General features: G+C 66.6%; 17 protein-coding genes. 12 read left to right on the top strand and 5 right to left on the bottom strand.

Annotated elements, in window-relative coordinates; translation table 11 throughout:
* Positions 1–17: 17 nt before the first annotated feature.
* The gene (locus ASE79_RS04355) at positions 18–743 is read right to left on the bottom strand and encodes a haloacid dehalogenase type II (protein ID WP_056412149.1); all 726 of its coding nucleotides are present in this window, start codon (positions 741–743) and stop codon (positions 18–20) included.
* A gap of 90 nt (positions 744–833) precedes the next feature.
* Positions 834–3,512 (bottom strand): EAL domain-containing protein, encoded by a 2,679-nt coding sequence (locus ASE79_RS04350; RefSeq protein WP_235516739.1) that lies wholly within the window; start codon positions 3,510–3,512, stop codon positions 834–836.
* 374 nt (positions 3,513–3,886) lie between these two features.
* Between ASE79_RS04350 and ASE79_RS04345 the strand changes: the two genes are divergently transcribed.
* On the top strand, positions 3,887–5,026 hold the full coding sequence (locus tag ASE79_RS04345) for a Gfo/Idh/MocA family protein (RefSeq protein ID WP_056412143.1): 1,140 nt from the start codon (positions 3,887–3,889) through the stop codon (positions 5,024–5,026).
* A gap of 204 nt (positions 5,027–5,230) precedes the next feature.
* On the opposite strand, the gene ASE79_RS04340 is transcribed toward ASE79_RS04345, so the two are convergent.
* Genes ASE79_RS04340 through ASE79_RS04330 form a run of 3 tightly spaced genes read right to left on the bottom strand, consistent with a single transcriptional unit; the run spans position 5,231 to position 11,331 of the window.
* Positions 5,231–6,808, bottom strand: coding sequence for an efflux transporter outer membrane subunit (locus ASE79_RS04340; RefSeq protein ID WP_056412140.1), 1,578 nt, complete (start codon positions 6,806–6,808; stop codon positions 5,231–5,233).
* Positions 6,805–10,086 (bottom strand): multidrug efflux RND transporter permease subunit, encoded by a 3,282-nt coding sequence (locus tag ASE79_RS04335; RefSeq protein WP_082445046.1) that lies wholly within the window; start codon positions 10,084–10,086, stop codon positions 6,805–6,807. Before ASE79_RS04335 ends, ASE79_RS04340 begins: the two co-directional genes overlap by 4 nt.
* Positions 10,087–10,092: 6 nt before the next feature.
* A complete protein-coding gene (locus ASE79_RS04330) occupies positions 10,093–11,331 on the bottom strand; it encodes an efflux RND transporter periplasmic adaptor subunit (protein WP_056412137.1) in 1,239 nt (412 codons plus the stop codon).
* A gap of 422 nt (positions 11,332–11,753) precedes the next feature.
* Between ASE79_RS04330 and rpiA the strand changes: the two genes are divergently transcribed.
* The 11 genes from rpiA (at position 11,754) to ASE79_RS04275 (ending at position 23,005) form a co-directional block, all read left to right on the top strand.
* Positions 11,754–12,428: a ribose-5-phosphate isomerase RpiA gene (rpiA, locus tag ASE79_RS04325; RefSeq protein ID WP_056412134.1), complete on the top strand. Its 675-nt coding sequence runs from the start codon at positions 11,754–11,756 to the stop codon at positions 12,426–12,428.
* A 70-nt stretch (positions 12,429–12,498) separates the two neighbouring features.
* Positions 12,499–14,589 (top strand): transketolase, encoded by a 2,091-nt coding sequence (gene tkt / locus ASE79_RS04320; RefSeq protein ID WP_056412131.1) that lies wholly within the window; start codon positions 12,499–12,501, stop codon positions 14,587–14,589.
* Positions 14,589–15,713, top strand: coding sequence for a transaldolase (tal, locus tag ASE79_RS04315; protein ID WP_056412128.1), 1,125 nt, complete (start codon positions 14,589–14,591; stop codon positions 15,711–15,713). Before tkt ends, tal begins: the two co-directional genes overlap by 1 nt.
* Positions 15,714–15,763: 50 nt before the next feature.
* A complete protein-coding gene (gene gnd, locus ASE79_RS04310) occupies positions 15,764–16,747 on the top strand; it encodes a phosphogluconate dehydrogenase (NAD(+)-dependent, decarboxylating) (RefSeq protein WP_056412124.1) in 984 nt (327 codons plus the stop codon).
* Complete coding sequence (locus tag ASE79_RS04305; RefSeq protein WP_235516738.1) at positions 16,744–17,571, top strand: HAD family hydrolase; 828 nt, start codon at positions 16,744–16,746, stop codon at positions 17,569–17,571. Before gnd ends, ASE79_RS04305 begins: the two co-directional genes overlap by 4 nt.
* Complete coding sequence (locus ASE79_RS04300) at positions 17,568–18,311, top strand: HAD-IIB family hydrolase (RefSeq protein WP_056412121.1); 744 nt, start codon at positions 17,568–17,570, stop codon at positions 18,309–18,311. The genes ASE79_RS04305 and ASE79_RS04300 overlap by 4 nt, the downstream gene beginning before the upstream one ends.
* 4 nt (positions 18,312–18,315) lie before the next feature.
* Entirely contained in the window at positions 18,316–18,783 is a 468-nt protein-coding gene (locus ASE79_RS04295; RefSeq protein ID WP_056412118.1) for a GreA/GreB family elongation factor, read from the top strand.
* Positions 18,783–18,965: a hypothetical protein gene (locus tag ASE79_RS04290; protein ID WP_056412115.1), complete on the top strand. Its 183-nt coding sequence runs from the start codon at positions 18,783–18,785 to the stop codon at positions 18,963–18,965. The genes ASE79_RS04295 and ASE79_RS04290 overlap by 1 nt, the downstream gene beginning before the upstream one ends.
* Positions 18,966–19,291: 326 nt before the next feature.
* Complete coding sequence (locus tag ASE79_RS04285; protein WP_056412112.1) at positions 19,292–20,473, top strand: NAD(P)/FAD-dependent oxidoreductase; 1,182 nt, start codon at positions 19,292–19,294, stop codon at positions 20,471–20,473.
* A 56-nt stretch (positions 20,474–20,529) separates the two neighbouring features.
* Positions 20,530–22,299 (top strand): DEAD/DEAH box helicase, encoded by a 1,770-nt coding sequence (locus ASE79_RS04280; protein WP_056412108.1) that lies wholly within the window; start codon positions 20,530–20,532, stop codon positions 22,297–22,299.
* A gap of 232 nt (positions 22,300–22,531) precedes the next feature.
* Positions 22,532–23,005, top strand: a complete 474-nt coding sequence (locus tag ASE79_RS04275; protein WP_416354498.1) for a YaiI/YqxD family protein — start codon at positions 22,532–22,534, stop codon at positions 23,003–23,005.
* The last annotated feature ends 67 nt before the right edge of the window (positions 23,006–23,072 follow it).

Below are 23,072 nucleotides of genomic sequence, written 5' to 3'. Positions count from 1 at the left end.
GCGCGCGGTTCGACAGGTCAACGGCACAGTTCGTCGGCCAGCTGGGTCAAGCTGCCGACGGAAACGTCCCAGTCCTGCGCGGCATCGGCGTCGGGCGCGGCGCGACCGCCATATTCGTGCGGGCGGTCGACATAGGCGGTCTGCAAGCCCGCCGCGCGCGCCGCGGCGAGATCGCTATGATGCGCGGCGACGAGGCAGAGCTCGGACGGATCGATCGCCAGCAGGCGCGCGGTGGCGAGGTAGGATTCGGGCAGCGGCTTGTAGACTCGGCTGACCTCGGCACCCAGGATCGCGTCCCAGGGGAGACCCGCGCGACGCGCCATGTCGAGCATCAGCGCGATGTTCCCGTTGCTCAGCGTCACGATCGGGAACCGGGTTTTCAGGCGGGCGAGGCCTTCGACCGAATCGGGCCAGGGGTCGAGCCGGTGCCAGGCGTGGGTCAGGTCGTCGAGCGTGGCGTCATCGATCGCCGCTGGATCGATGCGGTGATGGCGGAGCAGGTCTTCGAGCGCTTCGCGGTGGAGCGTGTCGAGGATGACGAACGGCCTGCGACCGCTGCGCACTTCTTCGAGTGCGGGCTGATAGCGTTTGCGCCAGCCATCGGCGAAGGCGTGCGGGTCGATATCGCTGCGGTCCAGCCGCGCGAGGACGGGCGCCGCGTCGCGCGCGATCCCCGATCGCCAATCGACGACGGTGCCGAATACGTCGAAGGCCAGGGCTTTGATCGGGGCGCGATTTACCATGAAGGAGAGACGGCGACAGGGGGCGGTTGGTTCCCCCTTGGCTCGCCATTTTCCCCGTCTCCCCAAGCCCGGACGAACGTCCGTTGCCGATCATCCCGCCCGGCGGATCCGCGATGCCTGGCCGTGGTTCAACCGGTCGAGGTTGAACGCCTCATGGAACTCGATCCCCGCCTTGCCGTCGCGCGCCCAGCGGACGCGGGCGGGGGTGAGCTGGTCTTCGAGCAGCTCGATCTGCATCTCGACGCCATAGGGATCGCCGTCGATCCGGAGCCCGTCGACCATCGCCCCCGAGGTCGAGATGTCGCGGATGCGGACATCGCCGCGCACGCCGCCGATCATGATGCGCGCGGAGCGCAGCATCTTGGTCCGCGGCGCGCGGCTGACCTTGAAGCCGCTCGCGGTCGCCGTCCCGTTCTCGACGCCCAACTGGCGCATTGCCTCCTCCGCGCGCACCGGGCGGCCATAGACATAGCCCTGGATGTGGCTGCACCCCAGATCGCGCAACAGGTCGATCTCGTCCTGCACCTCGACGCCTTCGGCGGTGGTTTCCATGCCGAGCGTGTCGGCCAGCGTCACGATCGCCTTGATGATCGCGGCGTTGCGGTTGCCCGGTTCGGCCGCGCCCTTCACGAACGACTGGTCGATCTTGATCTTGTCGAACGGCGCATTGCGTAAGTAGCCGAGCGACGAATAGCCGGTGCCGAAATCGTCGAGCGCCAGTCGCACGCCGACGCCCTTGAGCGCCTTGAACATCTGCTCGGACGACCGCGTCTCGTCGAGGAACACGCCCTCGGTGATTTCGAGCTCGAGCCGGCGCGGCGCGATCCCCGACTGGGCCAGCGCGCTGGTGACGATCGCGGGCAGCACCGGGTTGGCGAACTGGATCGGTGAGACGTTGACCGCGACGCGGATGCCGTCGGGCCAGCGCGCCGCCTCGATGCACGCGGTGCGCAACACCCATTCGCCGATCGCCTCGATCAGCCCGCATTCCTCGGCGACCGGGATGAAGTCGGCGGGCGAGACCATGCCACGAGTCGGGTGGTTCCAGCGGATCAGCGCCTCATAGCCGACAATCCGGACGGTCTTCGTGCTGACGACGGGCTGGTAGCAGAGGTGGAACGCGCCTTCCGCGACCGCGACGCGCAGATCGTCCTCGAGCAGTTTGCGCGTCCGCGCGCCCGCCAGCATCTCGTCCGAGAAGAACCGGTGGACGCCGCGCCCGTCGCCCTTGGCGGCATAGAGCGCGAGATCGGCGTTGCGGACCAGCGTCTCGGAGGTCTCGCCGTCGTCGGGGGAGATCGCGATGCCGATCGAGCAGCCGATCGTGACCGCGGTCCCGCTGATGAAATAGGGCTGCGACAGCGATGCGATCAGATCCTTGGCGAGCGTCGCCAGCGCATCGCGGTTGCCCATGCCCGGCAGCACGACCTTGAACTCGTCGCCGCCGAGCCGCCCGACCAGCCCGGCATCGCCGACCCCGCGCTGCAGGCGTTGCGCGACCTGTTGCAGCAACGCGTCGCCGGCCGGGTGGCCGAGCGTGTCGTTGACCGCCTTGAACCGATCGAGATCCATCAGGAACAGCGAGGTCGCGCGGTAGGGGCCGGTGTTCTGCGCCAGCGTCTTTTCGAGCGAGATCCGCATCCGCTGGCGGTTGGCAAGCCCGGTCAGGCTGTCGAACAGCGCCAGGCGCGTGATCTCGGCCTCCGACTTGCGCTGTTCGGTCAGGTCGCTGCCCGAGCCGATAAAGCCCTGGAACCGGCCGAGATCGTCGACCACCGGACGGCCGGAGATCGACCACCAGCGCTCGCACTGCTGTGCGGCGGCGCACACCGAATACTCTGCGAACGAGGTGCGCGACGAGATGTGGAAGGCCAGCGTGCGTTCGGTGCCGGGCGCGTCGCTGTCCATCCGGAACAGGTCGGTCAACATCTGGCCGACCGCAGTGCCCGACGGCATGATATCGCGCGCGACCTTGTCCGACAGATAGGTGACTCGGCCCTGGCGATCGGCTTCCCAGAACCAGCCGGCGCCGTGATCCTCGAACTCGGTGATCATCTTGACCGCGATGCGGCCTTCGTTCGACGCGGTCTCGCGGTCGAGTTCGCGCGCATGGTCGATCCGCGCGAGGCTGACGGTCGCGGCGATCAGGCAGCCGAGAAACGCAAGCGCGATTGCGACCGACACGCTGGGGCCCGCCAGCACCGCGAGCGCCAGCACGAGGCCTGTCGCGAAGCCGAGCGTCGCCGCGCGGATCGGGTGGAGGCTTACCGCGGTCACGCCGATCAGGCCGCCGACCGCGATCGTGCTGTCGAGCTGGATCGCGCCGTCGGGCATCGTCGTGATCGCCCATAGCAGCGACGTCAGCGTCGCGGCCATCGCCGCCGCGCACAGCGTGACGATCCGGTTGCGCTTGTAGGACGCCAGCGCGCTGGCCGCGGGCAGGCGGACGGTCGCGAAGATCAGCAGCGAGCCGACCGCGAGGATGGCGGTATGGACCGCGATGCCGATGATCCGCTCCCCGGTCGACGTGCCGTCGAACAGCACGAGCGCGACGAGCAGCGAGCAGGTCAGGAGCTGGATCGCGAGCGTGAACGGCCAGACGACCGAGACCTGCGCGAGTTTCATCACGAACAGCTCGGTGACGGACGCGCGATCATTCTCGGTCAGGCCGAACAGCCCCTGCAAGGGCAGGCTGTGCGGCTGTCCGTCGGGGCCACCGGGGGGGCGGGTTTGCGCGCGGCGATCGGCGGCAGGAAGTGGAGCGTACATCGGCGGCATCCTACCGGATCGAGGCTTGGCCGGCGGGACGACGATAGGCCTGCGCACGTCCATGGCGCCGGGATGCACGTGGTGCCCCTCGCATCCCGAACGTCCGAATTCGCAAGCCGGTCATCGTGTCGTCACCAGGGCGGGCTAGGGGGGGGAGCACGCGCGATGCCCGATCATTCGCGTACCAGGGTAATCGGCCCGAATTGGTTTCGTTCGGGTAAACGCCGCCATCCGTTCTCACGCATAATCAATGGTTTCGAAGGGCAGGTCTGCGCGCAAACCTGGCTCTGCGCGGGGCCTGTCGGGAAATTTCGAGGGATAGCTATGCGCGTTGTCGCGTTGAGCGCGCGACCCCTATCATCGAGGTATTTCCTATGAGCGCAGTTTCCACGATCACGTCCGCCCTTGGGCTGGGCAAGAAGAAGATCCGGTACGCGATCGTCGGGCTTGGCGACATTTCGCAGGCGTCGATGATGCCGGGTGTCGCGCACACCGGCAATTCCGAGATCACCGCACTCGTCACCGACGATGCGGAAAAGGCCCGCAAGCTGGGCAAGATGTACGGGGTCGAGGCGACCTATCGCTACGACCAGTTCGACGAACTGCTCGCGTCCGGCCTGATCGACGCGATCTATCTGGGGACGCCGAACTGGCGTCATGCCGAGTTCGCGATCCCCGCGCTGAAGGCAGGCATCCACGTGCTGTCGGAAAAGCCGCTCGAAATCTCGACCGAGAAGGCCGAGGCGATCCGCGACGCGGAGCGCGCATCGTCCGCCAAGCTGATGACCGCGTACCGACTGCATTTCGAGCCGTCGACGCTCGACGCGATCCGCCGCATCCGTGCGGGCGAACTGGGTGACCTCGTCGCGTTCACCTCGTGCTTCATGCAAAAGCTCGATCCGGCCAACCACCGCGCGAAGAACGGCGTCGTCGGCGGGCCGCTGTTCGACATGGCACCATATCCGATCAACGCGACGCGCTATCTGTTCGGCGCGGAGCCGATCGAGGTCGTCGCCGCCGCCGCATCGCGGCACGCGGATTCGGGTTTCCCCGATCTCGACGACACCTATGCGGTGACGCTACGCTTTCCCGGCGACCGGCTCGCGCAGTTCACCGTCTCCTATTACGCGAACAACGTCGACAGCCTGACGATCTCGGGGACGAAGGGCAGCATCCACATGGATCCCGCCTACGGCTTTGGCGATGCGATGGAGCAGCGTGTCACGATCGGCGAGAAGAAGAGCCATGAGAGCTTCAAGCCGACCGACCAGTTCGGCGGCGAGATGCGCTATTTCTCCGACTGCATCCTCGAAGACCGCGATCCCGAGCCCGATGCCGAGGAAGGGCTCGCCGACCTGCGCGTGATCGAGGGCGTGCTGGAGTCGCTCAAGACGGGCAAGTCGGTCACGCTGCCGCCGTTCCATCGCTCGCGCCGGATCTCGGCGGACCAGGAGCAGACGCTGTCGCCGATCAAGGTGCCCGAGCTCGTCAACGCCGCCAGCCCGACCGGCTGAGCGGAGGCGCCCCTTCCCCGGCTGTAGCCCGGGGGAGGGGGGCACTCCTGCACCACCCCCGATCGTCATCCTGACGAAAGTCAGGATCCAGAGCCAAGATCGTTATGCCCGTGACCCTGGATCCTGACTTTCGTTAGGATGACGACGTGGGGAGGGTGAGGGAGCGTTCGATAAGCGGGTGTGTCAGAACACCGACGCCGAGCGTCAGTTCGTCTCCGACCGAGCCGCCCCGCTCATCGTCACCGGTTGCGGCCCGGCTGCGGTCGCCTCGAGCGTCGAATCGCCGCCCAGCACGCGGTACAGCGTCACCCGGTTGCTCGCGCCGACCAGCTGCGTCGCGACGAGGTTGCGCTGCGCGGTGTAGAGCGATCGCTGCGCATCGAGCGAGTTGAGGAACGTGTCGATCCCGCCACGATAGCGCGCATCGGACAGGCGATAGGTGTCCAGCGCCGCGGCGGAGAAGTTCTGGTTCGCCTTGAGCTGGTCGGCGATCGTGCCCTGTCGTGCGAGCGCGTCGGCGGTCTCCTGGAACGCGGTCTGGATCGTCTTCTCGTAGGTCGCGAGCGCGGCATCGCGTTGCGCCTTCGAATAGGCGACCCCGGCGATCCCGGCGCCCGCGCGGAAGATCGGGTAGCTGATCGAGGGCGCGACCGAATAGTTGAACGCGCCGCCGCTGAAGAGCGAGGTCAGCGCGGTGCTCGCGAACCCGAGGATCCCGGTCAGCGAGATCTTCGGGAACAGTTCTGCGCGTGCCGCGCCGATCTCGGCATTGGTGGCGCGCAGTTCATATTCGGATTCGACCACGTCCGGCCGGCGCAGGAGGATGCTGCTGTCGAGGCCGGCGGGCAGCGTCGCGATGGTCGGCAGCGCCTGCTCGATCGAGGCGGGCAGCAGCGCCGTATCGACCGGCGCGCCGACGAGCAGTTGCAGCGCGTTGACGTCCTGCGCGAGCGCGGTGCGCTGTTGCGCGAGGTCGCTCTGCGCGGTGAACAGGATCTGCTGCGCCTGGCGCAGGTCGGTGCGCGGGGCGACACCGCCGCGCAGCCGCGCCTCGGTCAGCGTGACGCTGCGCTGCGAACTGGCAACGGTGTCCTGGGCGATCTTGAGCAGGCTCTGGTCCGACGCATAGGTGAGCCAGGCATCGGCGATGTCGCCGACGAGCGTCAGCCGCGTCGCGCGCGCGGCGGCTTCGGTCGCGAAATAGCGATCGAGCGCGGCGCTGGTGAGCGAGCGGATTCGGCCGAACAGGTCGAGTTCGAACGCGGTCGTGCCGAGATCGACCGAGAAGGAACTGTTCGAGGTCGACGAACTGACCACCGATCCGGTGCTGCCGGTGCCGGTGCCGGTGCCGCCCGTGTTACCCGTTCCCGTATTACCCGTTCCGGTCCCGGTATTGCTTCCCGTCCCCGAGCCGCTCGTGGCGGTGTTGCGCGTGCCGTTGCCGCCGCCCGAATAGGTGTAGCGGCCGCTCGCATCGACCTGCGGCAACAGGTCGCCGCGCTGAATCCGGTATTGCGCGCGCGTCGCGGCGATGTTGGCGGCGGCGACGCGGAGGTCGCGGTTGTTCGCGAGCGCCTGGACGATGATCTGCTGGAGCCGCGGGTCGCGGAACACGTCGCGGTACGTGATCGCGGGCAGCGCCGCCTCGGACTGGCGCAGATAGGCGTCGCCGACCGGGAGCGACGGCGGCACCGGGAGTTCGGTGCGCGCATATTTGGGCGCGAGCGAGCATCCGGCGAGCGCGGTCGAGGCGGCGATAATCAGGACTAACGAACGCATCATGCGGGCTCCGGCCGATGAGGGCCCTGTGGTTCGGGTGGACCCAGCGGTTCCCTGTGGTCGCCGTCGTTTCCGTCGTGATGCGTGCCGCCCTGGTGACCGGTTGGGCGCCCACGCAGCTTGGCGATGCCGTCGCGCGCGCCGCGGCGGACGAGGACGAAGAACAGCGGGATGTAGAAGATCGCGAGGATCGTCGCGGTCAGCATGCCGCCGACCACCGCGGTGCCGATCGCGATGCGGCTGTTGGCGCCCGCGCCGGTCGACAGCGCGAGCGGCAACACGCCGAGGATGAACGCGAACGACGTCATCAGGATCGGGCGCAGACGGATCTTCGCCGCGGACAGCGCCGCCTCGATGACTCGCTTGCCCTTGCGCTCCTCCTGCTCGGCGAACTCGATCATCAGGATCGCGTTCTTCGCAGCGAGCCCCATCGTCGTGAGCAGCCCGATCTGGAGATACACGTCGTTGATCAGCCCACGCAGCGTCACCGCGAGGATCGCGCCGACGAGGCCCAAGGGGATCACGAGCAGCACCGCGATCGGGATCGACCAGCTCTCATAGAGCGCGGCGAGGCAGAGGAACACGACGAGCAGCGACAGCCCGTAGAGGATCGGCGCCTGACCCGAGGACAGGCGTTCCTGATAGGACAGGCCGGACCATGCGACCGACGTGCCGGGGATCTGCCCCGCAAGCTCGGCGATCCGGTTCATCGCGTCGCCCGAGCTGACGCCCGGCGCGCCCGAGCCCTGGATCTCGTACGAGGCGATGCCGTTGAAGCGCGACAGCGTCGTCGGCGCCTGGCCCCAGCTGGTCTTGGCGAAGGACGAGAACGGCGCCATCTGGCCGTTCGAGCCGCGCACGAACCACTGGCTGAGGTCCGAGGGCTGCGCGCGGAACTGCGCGTCGCCCTGGACATAGACGCGCTTCACGCGGCCGCGGTCGATGAAGTCGTTGACGTACTGGCCACCCCAGGCAGTCGACAGCGTCGAGTTCACGTTCGCCTGGGTGAGCCCGAGCGTCGACAGTTTCTGCTGGTCGGCATCGACTCGCAGCGTCGCGACGTCGGGCAGTTCGGTGAGGCGGATCGCGGTCAGCGACGAATCGGCACGGGCGAGCGCGAGCAGCTTGTCGCGCGCGGCGTTGAACTCGACCTGCGTGAGGCCGCCGGCGTTCTGCAGCTCCATCGTGAAGCCGTTCGACGAGCCGAGACCACGCACCGCGGGCGGCACGAGCGAATAGACCTGCGCGTCACGGAAACCCGCAAATGCCTTCGACGCGCGACCGGTGATCGCCTCGGCGGTGTTGTCCTTGCCTTCGCGCAGATCCCATGGCGCGAACGCGATGAAACCCTGGCCGGTATTCTGTCCGCTCGCGCCACCGCCGCCGCCACCGCTGACGGTGAACATCGTGCGGACGTTCGCCTTCTCGTTGGTGTAGTAATATTGCTCGATCTGCTTCTGCAGCGCGAAGGTGCGGCCCTGCGTGGCGCCCGCCGGAAGCTGGAACTGGACGATGCCCGATCCCTGGTCCTCGGTCGGCAGGAAGCCCGTCGGCAGCCGCAGGAACAGCACCGCCAGCAGCGCGACGACCGCGGCGTAGATCAGCAGGAACAGCCACTTGCGGTCGATCACCGACTGCACGGTGTTGGTGTATTTCTGCGTGCCCTTTTCGAACCCGCTGTTGAACTTGTCGCCCGCGCGGGTGAAGAAATTCGCGACCTTGGGGAATTTGCGCTGGCCCCAGCTCTGCTCGGGGTTGCCGTCCGCGTCGGTCTTCTTCTGCTTGAGCAACGTCGCGGTCAGCGCGGGGCTCAGGATCAGCGCCACGAGCACCGACAGCACCATCGCCGACACCATCGTCAGCGAGAACTGGCGGTAGATCACGCCGGTCGACCCGCCGAAGAACGCCATCGGCAGGAACACCGCCGACAGCACCAGCGCGATCGCGACCAACGCGACGGTGATCTCGTTCATCGATTCGATCGTCGCCTCCCGAGGCGTCATCTCGGGATTTTCCTCCATCAGGCGCTCGACATTCTCGACCACGACGATCGCGTCGTCGACCAGCAGGCCGATCGCGAGCACGAGCCCGAACAGCGTCAACGTGTTGATCGAGAAGCCCGCGAGATAGAACACGCCGAACGTGCCGAGCAGCACGACGGGCACCGCGATCGTCGGGATCAGCGTCGCGCGCCAGCTTTGCAGGAACACGAACATGACGATCACGACGAGGATGACCGCCTCGATCAGCGTCTTGACGACCTCGTCGATCGACAGCTTGATGAAGTCGGTCGTGTCGTTGGCGTAGGCGAACTTCAGGCCGGGCGGAAAGCTCTTGGCGGACTTCTCGACGAACGCCTTGACCAGCTCGGCGGTCTTGAGCGCGTCGGCGCCGGGGGCGAGCAACACCGCGATACCCGCGCCGGGATGCGCGTTGACACGGCTGCGCGCGTTGTAGTTCTCCGCGCCCAGCTCGATCCGCGCGACGTCGCGCAGCTTGACCGTCGCGCCGGTGTTGGTCGTCTTCAGGATGATGTTGGCGAACTGCTCGGGCGTCTGGAGGCGCGACTGTGCGGTGACGGTCGCGTTGAGCATCTGCGTGTCGGGCTGCGGCTGGCCGCCGAGCTCGCCCGCGGCGACTTCGGTGTTCTGCGCCTGGATCGCGGTCGTCACGTCGCTCGGGATCAGCTGGAAGCTCGCCAGCTTGTTCGGGTTGAGCCAGATCCGCATCGCATACTGCGCGCCGAACACGTTGCTGTCGCCGATGCCCGGGATACGGCCGAGCGGATCCTGCAGGTTCGAGACGAGATAGTCCGAGACGTCCTGGTTGGTCAGCTTGTCGGTCTCGTCATAGACGCCGACGATGAGGAGATTGTCCGGGTTCGATTTGCGGACGACGAGGCCCTGCTGCTGGACCTGCGAGGGAAGGCGCGACAGCGTCTGCTGGACCTGGTTCTGGACCTGGACCTGCGCGATGTCGGGATCGGTGCCCTTCTCGAACGTCACCGTGATCGTCACCGACCCGCGCGACGACGAGGACGAACTGAAATAGATCAGCCCGTCGATGCCCGTCAGCGATTGCTCGACGACCTGCGTGACGCTGTTCTGGATCGTCTGTGCATTGGCGCCGGGGAAGGTGGCGCGGACGGTCACCTGCGGCGGCGCGACGTCGGGATATTGCGCGATCGGCAGGCTCATGATCGCGCCGATGCCGCCGAGCATCACGATGATCGCGAGCACCCAGGCGAAGATCGGGCGATCGATGAAGACACGGGAGAGCATGAGCGGTTAGCCGGCCTTTTTCTGGCTGGCCTGATCGCCGCCTGAGGAGTCGCCCTTGGGCGCTTCGATCTTTTGCGCGGCGTTCTCGGGGACCGGCTTCACGCTCTGGTTCGGCGCGATCTTCGACAGCCCTTGCGTGACGATCCGGTCGCCGGAGTTGAGACCCTCCGTCACGACCCAGAACGCACCCTGGGTGCGGTCCGCCTTGATCTTCTTCTGCACCGCCTTGTTGTTCGCATCGACGACATAGACCGTCGCATTGCCCTTGGCATCGCGCGACACGCCCGCCTGCGGCACGAGGAACGCGCGCTGGTTGATCGACTGCGCGAACTTGGCCTGGACGAACATGCCGGGCAGCAGCAGCCCCTGCGGGTTGGGGAAGCGTGCGCGCAGCGTCACGGTGCCGGTCTCGGTGTTGACCAGCGCCTCGGCGAACTCGACCGAGCCGGTCGCGCCATATTCGCTGCCGTCCTCGAGCGTCAGGCGAACTTCGGCGCGCGTCGCGACGATGCCGTTCTGGCCGAGCGAACGACGCAGCGCGAGCAGGTCGCCGGAGGATTGCTGGATGTCGACGAACATCGGATCGAGCCGCTGGATCTGCGCGAGCGGGTCGGTCTGCGTCGCGGACACCAGCGCGCCGACGGTGAACAGCGAGCGGCCGATCCGCCCGGTGATCGGCGCGGGGACGGTGGTGAACTTCAGGTTGATCCGCGCGGTCTCGAGCGCGGCGCGAGTCTGCGCGACCGAGGCGGTGGCCTGGCGCGAGGTGGCGACCGCGTTGGTGTAATCCTGCTTGCTGATCGCCTCCATCTCGGCGAGCGGCTTGTAGCGATCCGCGAGGACCTTCTGCGCCTGCTGGTTCGCCTGCGCGCTTTGCAGATTGGCCTGCGCCTCGTTGGCGGCGGCGCGGTAGAGGCGCTGGTCGATCTCGTAGAGCGGCTGCCCCTTCTTCACGAGCGTGCCCTCGGTGAAATAGCGGCGGCGGATGATGCCGGTGACCTGCGGGCGGACGTCCGAGCTTTCGAACGCGGTCGTGCGGCCGCTGAGCTCGGTGGTCATCGCGACGCTGGTCGGCTGGACGACGACATAGCCGACGGTCGGCGTGCCCTGGCCCGGTTGCCCGCCCTTGCCCTTGCCTTGTGCCTTGTCACCGCCGCCGCCGGAACAGGCGGCGAGCGCCAGCGCGGGGACGAGCAGAACGGCGGACCGTCGCGCAGAAAATCGTTTGGCTATCAAGTTGGGCATCCGCGATCAGGTGTTGGTCGGGCTAAACCACGAGGATGTACCAGAAGTATGTCAGTTGAAAAGCGGGCGCAAGAAATAGGGAAGAAAGAGTAACCTGCTTTGTCGGGCGGGGGTGTTTTGGAGAGTGCTCGCTGAACGTAAGAGAGCGTTTCCCCGCGAAGGCGGGAATCCAGACTGGGCTCCCGCCTTCGCGGGAGAACAGTGGCGCGTCCGCATCAGTACAGCACCACCCCGGCGGAGGCCGGGGTCCAAATGGCAAGGTCGTAGTAACGGCGGACTGCGCTCCGTCAGCGACGTCCCCCAATTGGGCCCCGGCCTTCGCCGGGGTGGTGCTTCGCCCCCGGGTCCCGCAAACTAAATCCTCTGGGATGTGTTGAAGCGTGATGCCGGAACGTGCCCGGCATGACGGATTGGGGGGCGCTATGATCGATGACGACAAGAAAGCCGCGGCGGTGGCGGCGGTGGCGGAGGTTCGGGACGGGATGCTCGTCGGCCTCGGCACCGGGTCGACCGCGGCGTTCGCGATCCGGGCGCTTGGCGAGCGGGTCGCGGCGGGTTTGGCCGTTCGCGCGGTCGTCACCTCGGACGCCAGCGGCCAGCTCGCGCGGCAGGTGGGTATCCCGGTCCTCGACTTCGCCGATATCGCGCGCGTCGATCTGACGATCGATGGCGCGGACGAGATCGACGCGCGGTGCTTCGCGATCAAGGGCGCGGGCGGCGCGATGCTGCGCGAGAAGATCGTCGCCGCAAGCTCGGCACGGATGATCGTGATCGCCGATGGCTCCAAGCAGGTCGACCGGATCGGCGCGGCCAAGTTGCCGGTCGAGGTGCTGCCGTTCGCGCGCGGCTATGTCGAGCGCGTGCTGGCCGAGCTGGGGGTCGCGCCGGTGATGCGCGACAAGTACCGGACCGATCAGGGCAATCTGGTCATCGACTGCCACTTCGCCACGCTCGAAGACCCCCGCGCGACCGCCGCGCTGCTCGCCGCCATCCCCGGCATTCTCGGCCACGGGCTGTTCCTCGACGAGGTCGATGCGGCATATATTGCAACGAATGGCGTCGTTACGCGACTGGAACGGGCGGGTGCATCTGCCTAAAGGCACCCTATGTTGGCAACCAGATCGGATGCGCGGCGTTCGGTCACCGTCTAGAGCGAGGCTTTCTTCCATGACCGATACCGCAACCGTCGCCCCCAAGGCGGACCCCATGCTGCACGAGGACGGTTCGCCCGAGCGCCTCGCGATCGATACGATCCGCACCTTGTCGATGGACGCGGTGCAGAAGGCCAATTCGGGCCATCCTGGCACACCGATGGCGCTCGCGCCGGTCGGCTACACGCTCTGGTCGAAATTCCTGCGCTACGATCCCAAGCACGCCGACTGGCCCAACCGCGACCGGTTCGTGCTGTCGGTCGGGCATGCATCGATGCTGCTCTATTCGCTGATCCACCTCGCCAAGATCGAAGAGATCGACGCCGAGGGGAACAAGACCGGCAAGGAGGCCGTGAGCCTCGCGGACATCGAGCAGTTCCGCCAGCTGTCGTCGAAGACCCCCGGCCACCCCGAATATCGCCACACCACCGGCGTCGAGACCACGACGGGCCCGCTCGGCCAGGGTTGCGGCAATTCGGTCGGCATGGCGATCGCCGAGCGCTGGCTCGCCGCGCGCTACAACAAGGACGGCTTCACGCTGTTCGATCATGACGTCTACACGCTGTGCGGCGATGGCGACATGATGGAGGGCGTCTCCGCCGAGGCGGCGAGCATGGCGGGCCATCTGAAGCTCAGCAATCTCTGCTGGATCTACGACAGCAACCACATCTCGATCGAGGGCGCGACCGATCTCGCCTTCGACGAGGATGTCGGCCTGCGCTTCGACGCCTATGGCTGGAACGTCATCCATATCGACGACGCCAACGACACGGCCGCGCTTGCCCGCGCGATCGAAACGTTCAAGTCGACCACCGACAAGCCGACCTTCATCGTCGTGCATTCGGTGATCGGCTACGGCAGCCCCAAGGCGGGCAGCGAGAAGGCGCATGGCGAGCCGCTCGGCGACGAGAATATCCGCCTCACCAAGCAGGCCTATGGTTGGCCCGAGGACAAGTCGTTCTACGTGCCGGACGGCGTGATCGAGCATTTCAACGGTGCGATCGCGGATCGTGGCGCGAAACTGCGCGACGAATGGGTCGCGCTGACCGACAAGTATCGGACGGCGCATCCCGAGCTGTCCGCCGAGCTCGACCTGATGCTCAAGGACGAGCTGCCCGAGGGCTGGGATTCGGATATCCCCGTGTTCGAGGCGGATCCGAAGGGGCTCGCCAGCCGCGATTCGGGCGGCAAGGTGCTCAACGCGATCGCCGCGAAGGTGCCGTGGCTGATCGGCGGGTCTGCCGATCTCGCGCCGTCGACCAAGACCGACATCAAGGGCCAGCCCTCGTTCGAGGCGGACAATTACGGCGGCCGGAACTTCCATTTCGGCATTCGCGAACATGGCATGGGCGCGATCGTCAACGGCATGGCGCTGTCGCATCTGCGCTCCTACGGCTCCACCTTCCTGGTGTTCGTCGATTACATGCGCGCACCGGTGCGGCTGTCAGCGATCATGGAAGTCGGCGCGGTCTGGGTGTTCACGCACGATTCGATCGGCGTCGGCGAGGACGGCCCGACGCACCAGCCGATCGAGCACCTCGCCACGCTGCGCGCGGTGCCGGGTCTCGACACGCTGCGTCCCGGTGATGCGAACGAAGTCGCTGCGGCCTGGAAGGCGGTCCTCAAGGACGCCAGCACGCCGGCCGCATTGATCCTCTCGCGTCAGGCGCTGCCGACGCTGGATCGGACCAAATATGCGAGCGCCGACGGCGTCGAGCAGGGCGGCTATGTCCTCGCAGACTCAGACGGCACGCCAGACGTGATCATGATCGCGACCGGCAGCGAAGTATCGCTGGCGATCGACGCGCATGAGAAGCTCACCGCGGACGGCGTGAAGAGCCGGGTCGTGTCGATGCCGAGCTGGTATCGCTACGAGCTGCAGGACGCGGCGTACAAGGAAAGCGTGTTGCCGCGCGCCGTGCGGGCGCGCGTTGCGATCGAGATGGCCGGGTCGATCGGCTGGGACCGCTATGTCGGTCTCGACGGCGCGACCGTGACGATGTCGACCTTCGGGGCTTCGGCGCCGCTGGCGAAGTTGCAGGACAAGTTCGGGTTCACCGTCGACAATGTCGTCAAGGTGGCCCGCCAGGTTATGGAGACGAAGTGATGGGCATGCTCAACGACCTCGAAGGCCATGGCCAGGCGGTGTGGCTCGATTTCGTCGACCGGAAGTTCCTGGAGGCCGGTGGTCTCCAGAAGCTGGTCGACGAGGATGGCCTGACCGGTGTCACGTCGAACCCGTCGATCTTCGAAAAGGCGATGGGGCATGGCGACGCCTATGACTCGACGCTCGCCGAATACGATAAGCAGCATGCCGGCGCGGCGACGATCGACCGCTACGAGCATCTGGCGATCCAGGACATCAAGGCGGCGGCGGACACGCTGAAGCCGGTGTACGACAAGCTCGACGCGAAGGACGGCTATGTCAGCCTGGAAGTGTCGCCGTATATCTCGGACGACACCGACGCGACGATCGCCGAGGCGAAGAAGCTGTGGGGGATGGTCGACCGGCCGAACCTGATGATCAAGATCCCGGGGACGCTCGCGGGCGGCCCGGCGATCTCGACCGCGATCTCGGAAGGGATCAACGTCAACGTGACGCTGCTGTTCTCGATCGAGGCGTATGTGCGCGTCGCCGAGGCCTATGCCGCGGGGCTCGAGAAGCGCGTCGCCGAGGGCAAGCCGATCGACCGGATCGCCAGCGTCGCGAGCTTCTTCGTCAGCCGGATCGATTCGACGATCGACAAGGCGATCGATGCACGGCTCGAAAAGGGCGATGCCGAGGTGGAGGCCTTGAAGGCGGTGCGCGGCAAGGTCGCGATCGCCAATGCGAAGATGGCGTATCAATGGTATCTCGACTTCCTGAAATCTGACCGCTGGCAGGCACTCGCCGCCAAGGGCGCGCAGCCGCAGCGCCTGCTCTGGGCGTCGACCGGCGTGAAGGATCCGAGCTATCCCGACACGCTCTATATCGACACGCTGATCGGCAAGGACACGGTCAACACGATGCCGCCCAAGACGATGGACGCGTTCCGTGACCATGGTACGGCGGCCGAGACGATCACGCAGGACGTCGACGGCGCCAAGCACACGCTGGCGGAAGCCGAGCGGCTGGGTCTCGACCTCGACGGCGTGACGGGCACGCTGGTCGAAGAGGGCGTGGCGTCGTTCGTGAAGGCGTTCGACGACCTGCTCGGCGCGATCGCGAAGAAGCAGCCCGCGACGGCGTGAACTTCTACTCCCTCTCCCCGKWGGGGAGAGGGAGAAGATAAGGATTTCACATGAAGATCGGACTGATCGGCCTCGGCCGGATGGGCGGCAATATCGCGCGCCGGTTGATGAAGAACGGCCACGCGGTCGTTGCCTATGATCGTGATGCGGAGGCGGTGAAGAAGCTTGCCGCCGACGGCGCGGAAGGCGCGGACTCGCTCGACGACATGCACGCCAAGCTCGACAGCCCGGCGATCTGGTGGGTGATGGTGCCAGCCGGCGAGCCGACCGAGCAGACCGTCCAGGCGATCGCCCAAAAGGCGTCCGCAGGCGACATCATCATCGATGGCGGCAACAGCTTCTACAAGGACGACGTCCGCCGCGCGAAGGAACTCGCCGAAAAGGGCATCCGCTATGTCGACGTCGGGACGTCGGGTGGCGTCTGGGGCCTCGAGCGTGGCTATTGCATGATGATCGGCGGCGAGAAGGATACGGTCGACTATCTCGACCCCATCTTCGACACGCTGGCGCCGGGCATGGGCGACATCGTTCGCACGCCGGGCCGCATCGAGGGGAAGGCCGATCCGCGCGCGGAAAAGGGCTATATCCATGCGGGCCCTCCGGGTGCCGGGCACTTCGTCAAGATGGTGCATAACGGCATCGAATATGGCCTGATGCAGGCCTATGCCGAGGGCTTCGACATCCTCAAGGGCAAGTCCGGCGAGCATGTCGTCGAGGACCAGCGTTTCGACATCAACCTGACCGACGTCGCCGAAGTGTGGCGTCGCGGCAGCGTGATCTCGTCGTGGCTGCTCGACCTGTCGGCGATCGCGCTGGCGAAGGACGGTACGCTCGAAGGGTTCAGCGGCAGCGTCGCGGATTCGGGTGAGGGCCAGTGGACGATCGACGCGGCGATGGAGGAGAAGGTGCCCGCCAACGTGCTGAGCGCCGCGCTTTACGCGCGCTATCGCAGCCGCGTGGACCATACGTTCGGCGACAAGCTGTTGTCGGCGATGCGCTTCGGCTTTGGCGGGCATGTCGAGATGCCCCAGTGAGCGGCGAAGTGAGCGGGGCGATCAAGCTCCTCGTCTCCGATGTCGACGGCACGCTCGTCGACAAGGAGAAGAAGGTTACGCCCGCGACCGTCGATGCGGTCAAGCGGTTGAAGGCGGCGGGTCTCGGCTTCACGATCATCAGCGCGCGGCCACGATCGGGGATGATGCCGATCGCCGAGCTGCTCGGCATCGACGAGCCGATGGGGGCCTTTAACGGCGGGATCGTGTTCAAGCGCGACGGCACCGTGATTGAGCACCACATGATCGACGTCGACGTCGTCCGCGGCGCGATGGAGATCGTCGGCGATGCGCCGGTCGATACGTGGTTTTTCGCCGACGACGTCTGGTATGCCAGCACCGACCAGGGCGGGCATGTCGGCAGCGAGCGCAAGGCGTCGGCGCAGGACCCGGTGATCGTCTCCGACTTCTCCGATCTGCTCGCCAAGGCGGACAAGGTGACGTTCGTCAGCGACGACGAAGAGTTGCTGCGCGATCTGCATGCGAAGGTCGCGGCGAAGTTCGATACGCAGGCGACGATCGTCCAGAGCCAGACCTATTATCTCGATATCACGCCTGTTGCGGGCAATAAGGGTAGCGGGATCGAGGAACTGGCGGACGCGTTCGGCATCAGCTTGACGCAGACCGCGGCGATCGGCGATCAGGCGAACGACATCGCGATGCTCAAGCGCGCCAAGCTCGCGATCGCGATGGGCAATGCGCCGCAAAACGTCCGCGACGTTGTGCACGAAATTACATCCGCGAACGATGCCGACGGCGTCGCGCACGCGATCGATACCTTTATCCTGAATGGAGTTTCCGCATGAAAGAACTGGTTGCCTTCGACCTCGATGGAACGCTGGCCGAAAGCAAGCAGCCCTTGCAGGAGCCGATGGGCGAGGCGCTCGCGAACCTGCTCGACGTCGCGCATGTCGCGGTGATCTCGGGTGGCGACTGGCCGCAGTTCGAAAAGCAGGTCGCGAGCCGTCTGCCCGAGCGCGCCGACCGCACCAAGCTGTGGCTGATGCCGACGACGGGCACCAAGCTGTACCGGTTCGACGACGAATGGCGTGCGGTCTATGCCGAGCTGTTCGAGGAAGACGAGAAGCAGAAGATCCTCAAGGCGTTCGACGAGTCGCTCGAGGCGACCGGGTTCGTGCCCGAGCAGACCTGGGGTGAGCGGATCGAGGATCGCGGCAGCCAGATCACCTTCTCGGCGCTCGGCCAGGAAGCGCCGATCGACGCCAAGCACAGCTGGGATCCCGACTTCGCCAAGCGCAAGGTGATCCAGGCCGATCTGCGCAAGCGCCTGCCTGGGCTGTCGATCAACATGGGCGGCGCGACCTCGATCGACATCACGCGTGAAGGCGTCGACAAGGCGTACGGCCTCAAGAAGCTCAACGAGGCGAGCGGCATTGCGCTCGACAAGATGATGTTCATCGGCGACGCGATCTTCCCGGGCGGGAACGACTATCCGGCCGAGCAGCTCGGGCTCGACGTCGTGAAGGTCAAGAATGTCGACGGGACGCTCGCGGCGATCGCCGGGATCGTCGCATGCCTGAAGTGATCTCGTGAGCGTCGCGTTTCGCCGGGAGAGCGACGAGGAACATCTTGAGCCGAAGTTCGAGCAGCCGATCGCGCCGGGGCCCAATCTGGTCACGGCGCGCGGGTTGCGATTGATCGGCGAGCGCGTCGACGCGATCGAGGCGGCGGTCGCGGCAGAGACTGACGAGGAGGCTCGGAAGGTTTTGCTGCGCGACCTGCGCTATTGGCACACGCGCCAGACGACCGCGGAGATCGCGCCTTCGCCCGAGGAGGACGAGGTCGGGATCGGATCGCGCGTCCGGGTCCGCATGAACGGCGCCGAGCGGGTGATTGCGATCGTCGGCGGGGACGAGGCCGAGCCCGGTGAGGATCGGCTGGCGTTCTCGGCGCCGTTGGCGCGCGCGCTGATGGGCGCGGCGGTCGGCGAAAAGGTTGCGTTTGCGGACAAGGCGGACGCGATCGAGGTGCTGGCGATCGACAAGGATGAGGGCTGATGGCTGAAGCGAAATTCGAGCGGCATCGTCAGGCGTGGACGCAGGACGAGATCCAGAAGCTGCACACGCTCGCCAAGAAGGGCATGGCGCTGAAGGCGATCGCCAAGGCGCTGACGCGGAGCGAGGAATCGGTGAAGACGCGCGCGAAGGAAGACTCGCTCAATATCGCGAAGTTGCGGTAGGTTTGAGGGGCGAGAAGCCCTCTCCCCTCCGGGAAGAGGGTTGGGTGAGGGGCTGTCCCGGGCGGTGCCCGCTCAGCTACACCCGCATCCACCCCGACCCTCTCCCCGGAGGGGAGAGGGAGCAGAAGGGCGCTGCTCTCAACCAAACACCACCCCGGCCTTCGCCGGGGTGGTGTTTGGTTGAGAGCAGGCGCTATCCCAAATTCCCCTTCCGCTTGCGGGAGGGGCTAGGGGAGGGCAATGCCGCATACGCGCCGGGTCGGTCTCGGACGTGTTCCCTCCCCCGACCCCTCCCGCAAGCGGAAGGGGAGTTTTGGTGACCCGACTTGGCTACCTCCCCTAACTACGACGCGATCATCCTCGGCGCTGGTGCCGCCGGCCTCATGTGCGCCGCGGTCGCCGGGCAGCGCGGGCGGAAGATCCTGCTCGTCGATCACGCCGAGCAGGCGGGGAAGAAGATCCTGATCTCCGGCGGCGGGCGGTGCAATTTCACCAATGTGCATACCGCGGCCGATCGGTACCTCTCCGCCAATCCACATTTCGCGAAGTCCGCGCTCGGCCGCTACACCGCGCAGGACTTTATCGCGCTCGTCGACTCATACGGGATCGCGTGGCACGAGAAGACGCTCGGGCAACTCTTCTGCGACGGGTCCGCCAAGCAGATCGTCGAGATGCTGCTAGACGAGTGTGACAAGGGGCAGGTCGATCTGTCGCTGGGTCGCGCGGTCACGGGAGTCGAGCATGCCGATGGCCGGTACCGGGTGTCGCTCGACGGGCGCACCGTCACCGCGCCGGCGCTGGTCATCGCAACCGGCGGGCCCTCGATCCCGAAGATGGGCGCGACCGGATTTGCCTATGACCTGGCGCGGCAGTTCGGGTTGAAGGTGGTCGAGCCGCGCCCCGCGCTGGTGCCGCTGACGCTGGGCGGCGACGAAATCCTGTTTCGCGAGCTTTCGGGTGTGGCCGCCGACGTGGTCGCCACCGCGGGCAAGACCGCATTTCGCGAGGCGGCGCTGTTTACGCACCGTGGCCTGTCGGGCCCGGCGATCCTGCAGGCGTCGTCCTATTGGCGTAACGGCCAGCCGATCGGGATCGACTTTCTGCCCGACCGCGACTCCGGCTGGTTGCCCGCCGCCAAGCGTACCACGCCGCGCACGACTCTGCGCAAACTGCTCGCAAACACGCTCCCGGACCGACTCGCGGAGACTTTGAGCGACCGATTGGGCATGGCAAACGAGATTTCCACGCTTACCGATCGCAAGCTTCAGGACGCCGAACGCGCGCTAAGCCACTGGCAATTCACGCCAAATGGCTCCGAAGGCTATGCGAAGGCCGAGGTTACCGCGGGCGGAATCAGCACCGCGGAGCTCTCCTCGCAAACAATGCAAGCCAAACGCGTACCAATGCTGTATGCAGTCGGCGAAGCGGTCGATGTCACAGGGTGGCTCGGCGGCTACAATTTCCAATGGGCATGGTCGAGCGGGTGGGCCGCGGGTCAAGTCCTGTAGGGACCACCACGCCAGTGCCTTGCCGTTGCGTAAGCCGGCCACCAAGTAGGACGTACATGCCTTTTACAAATATTCCATCGCTTCTTTCCGAGGCGCTCGCCGCGCGTGGCTATACCGCGCTCACCCCTGTGCAGGCGCACGTGATCGAGGACAATGCGATCGGTCGCGATCTCGTCGTGTCGGCGCAGACCGGCTCGGGCAAGACCGTCGCGTTCGGCCTGGCGATGGCCGGCGAGCTGCTCGGTGAAGCCGGCGAGGACGGCGTCCAGCGCCTGCCGGCCCCGCACAAGCCGCTCGTGCTCTGCATCGCCCCGACCCGCGAGCTCGCGCTCCAGGTCAGCCGCGAGCTGATGTGGCTCTATGCCAAGGCCGGTGCGCGCATCTCGACCTGCGTCGGCGGCATGGACGCCTCGAAGGAGCGTCGTAGCCTCGCCCACGGCGCGCACATCGTCGTCGGCACGCCTGGCCGTCTGCGCGACCATCTCGAGCGCGGCGCGCTCGACCTGTCGGCCTTGAAGGTCGCGGTGCTCGACGAGGCCGACGAGATGCTCGACATGGGCTTCCGCGAAGATCTCGAGCAGATCCTCGACGCGTCGCCCGAGCAGCGTCGTACCTTGCTGTTCTCGGCAACGATGCCGCGGCCGATCGTGGCGCTCGCCAAGCGCTACCAGAAGGACGCGCTGCGCATCTCGACCGTTGGCGAGGATCGCGGTCATGGCGACATCTCGTACCAGGCCGTCACGGTCTCGCCGTCCGAGATCGAGCATGCGGTGATCAACCTGCTGCGCTTCCACGAGGCGGAGACGGCGATGCTGTTCTGCGCGACTCGCGACAATGTGCGTCATCTGCATGCGAGCCTGGTCGAGCGTGGCTTTGCCGCGGTCGCGCTGTCGGGCGAGCATTCGCAGAACGAGCGTAACGCGGCGCTTCAGGCATTGCGTGACCGCCGTGCGCGCGTCTGCGTCGCGACCGACGTTGCCGCACGCGGCATCGATCTGCCGACGCTGAGCCTCGTCGTGCACGTCGAACTGCCGCGCGATGCCGAGACGCTCCAGCATCGCTCGGGTCGTACCGGTCGTGCGGGCAAGAAGGGCACCGCCGTCCTGATCGTGCCGTTCCCGCGTCGCCGTCGCGTCGAGATGATGCTTCGCGGTGCCAAGATCAACGCGGAATGGGTCAACGCCCCGACCGCGGAGGACATCCGCAAGAACGATCACGAGCGGCTGATCGGCATGCTGTTGCAGCCGGTCGAGGTCGAGGAGGAGGATCGCGCGCTCGCCGTCCGCCTGATGGCCGAGAAGACGCCCGAGGATATCGCCGCCGCACTGGTGCACATGCACCGTTCGACGATGCCGCAGGCCGAGGACCTGATCGACCAGAGCAAGCAGTCGGTCAGCGACGATCGGTCGCAGGGTCCGCGCGCGGGCTTCGAGGACACCGTCTGGTTCCGCATGGATATCGGCCGTCGCCAGAACGCCGATCCGCGCTGGATCCTGCCGCTGATCTGCCGTCGCGGGCACATCACCAAGTCCGAGATCGGTGCGATCCGCATCGGCCCGAACGAAACCGCGTTCGAGATTCCGCGTGCGGTGGCTTCGCGCTTCTCGGCAGCGATCCAGCGTACCGCGCAGCAGGGCGAAGAGGAGAGCGGCGTCGCGATCGAGGCGATGCAGGGCGCGCCCGAGAGCGGTGCGCGGCATGACGGCGGCGGCGGCGGTCGCAGCAATGCGGGCGGTCCGCGCTCGACGCTGCACCGGGCTGCACCGCGTGGCGGTCCGGCACCGGCGCGCAAGCCGCCCTATCGTGGGAATCGCGAGCGCAGCTGAGCGACGACCCTTGCTGCCGTCACCCCAGCGAAAGCTGGGGTCTCCCCCGTGGTTCGCGACGTGCGCCAAACGGGGATATCCCAGCTTTCGCTGGGATGACGGGTGGGGGGAGAGGTGCAGAATGCCTCCAGGCCCCCCCCGTCATCCTGACGAAAGTCAGGACCCAGAGTAACGAACGACACCGCCCGTGACCCTGGATCCTGACTTTCGTCAGGATGACGAGAGGCGTGAGATGACCATGACCGACACGCCATCCCCGCTCCGCATCCTCGTCGACGCCGATGCGTGTCCGGTGAAGGACGAGATCTACAAGGTCGCGTGGCGCCACGAGGTGCCCGTCACGATCGTCGCCAACAGCCATTTCCGCATCCCCGTCCACCCGCTGATCAGTCGCGTGGTCGTCAGCGACGGATTCGATGCCGCCGATGACTGGATCGCCGAGCAAAGCGACGCGAAAGCGGTCGTGATCACCGCCGATATCCTGCTTGCCGATCGCTGCCTGAAGGCCGGCGCTACCGTGCTGGCGAACACCGGCAAGCCGTTTACCACCAGCTCGATCGGCGGCGCCATCGCCACGCGCGCGATCATGGCCGACCTGCGCGCGGGCGGCGACGTGATCGGCGGGCCGGCGCCCTTTTCCAAGACCGATCGGTCGAGTTTCCTCTCCGCGCTCGACGCCGCGCTCGTCCGGTTGAAGCGCCGCTAAGGCGCGCGCGATCGGGTGGAAACCGACTTTACCGGTTGCCATCCCGCCCTCCGCATCGGCATAGGCG

It is taken from the genome of Sphingomonas sp. Leaf28 (genome assembly GCF_001421685.1).
In the GTDB taxonomy this organism is placed as follows: domain Bacteria; phylum Pseudomonadota; class Alphaproteobacteria; order Sphingomonadales; family Sphingomonadaceae; genus Sphingomonas; species Sphingomonas aurantiaca.
The sequence above is the reverse complement of the archived record's forward strand: the minus strand, read 5'-3'. Positions and strand labels throughout refer to the sequence as shown.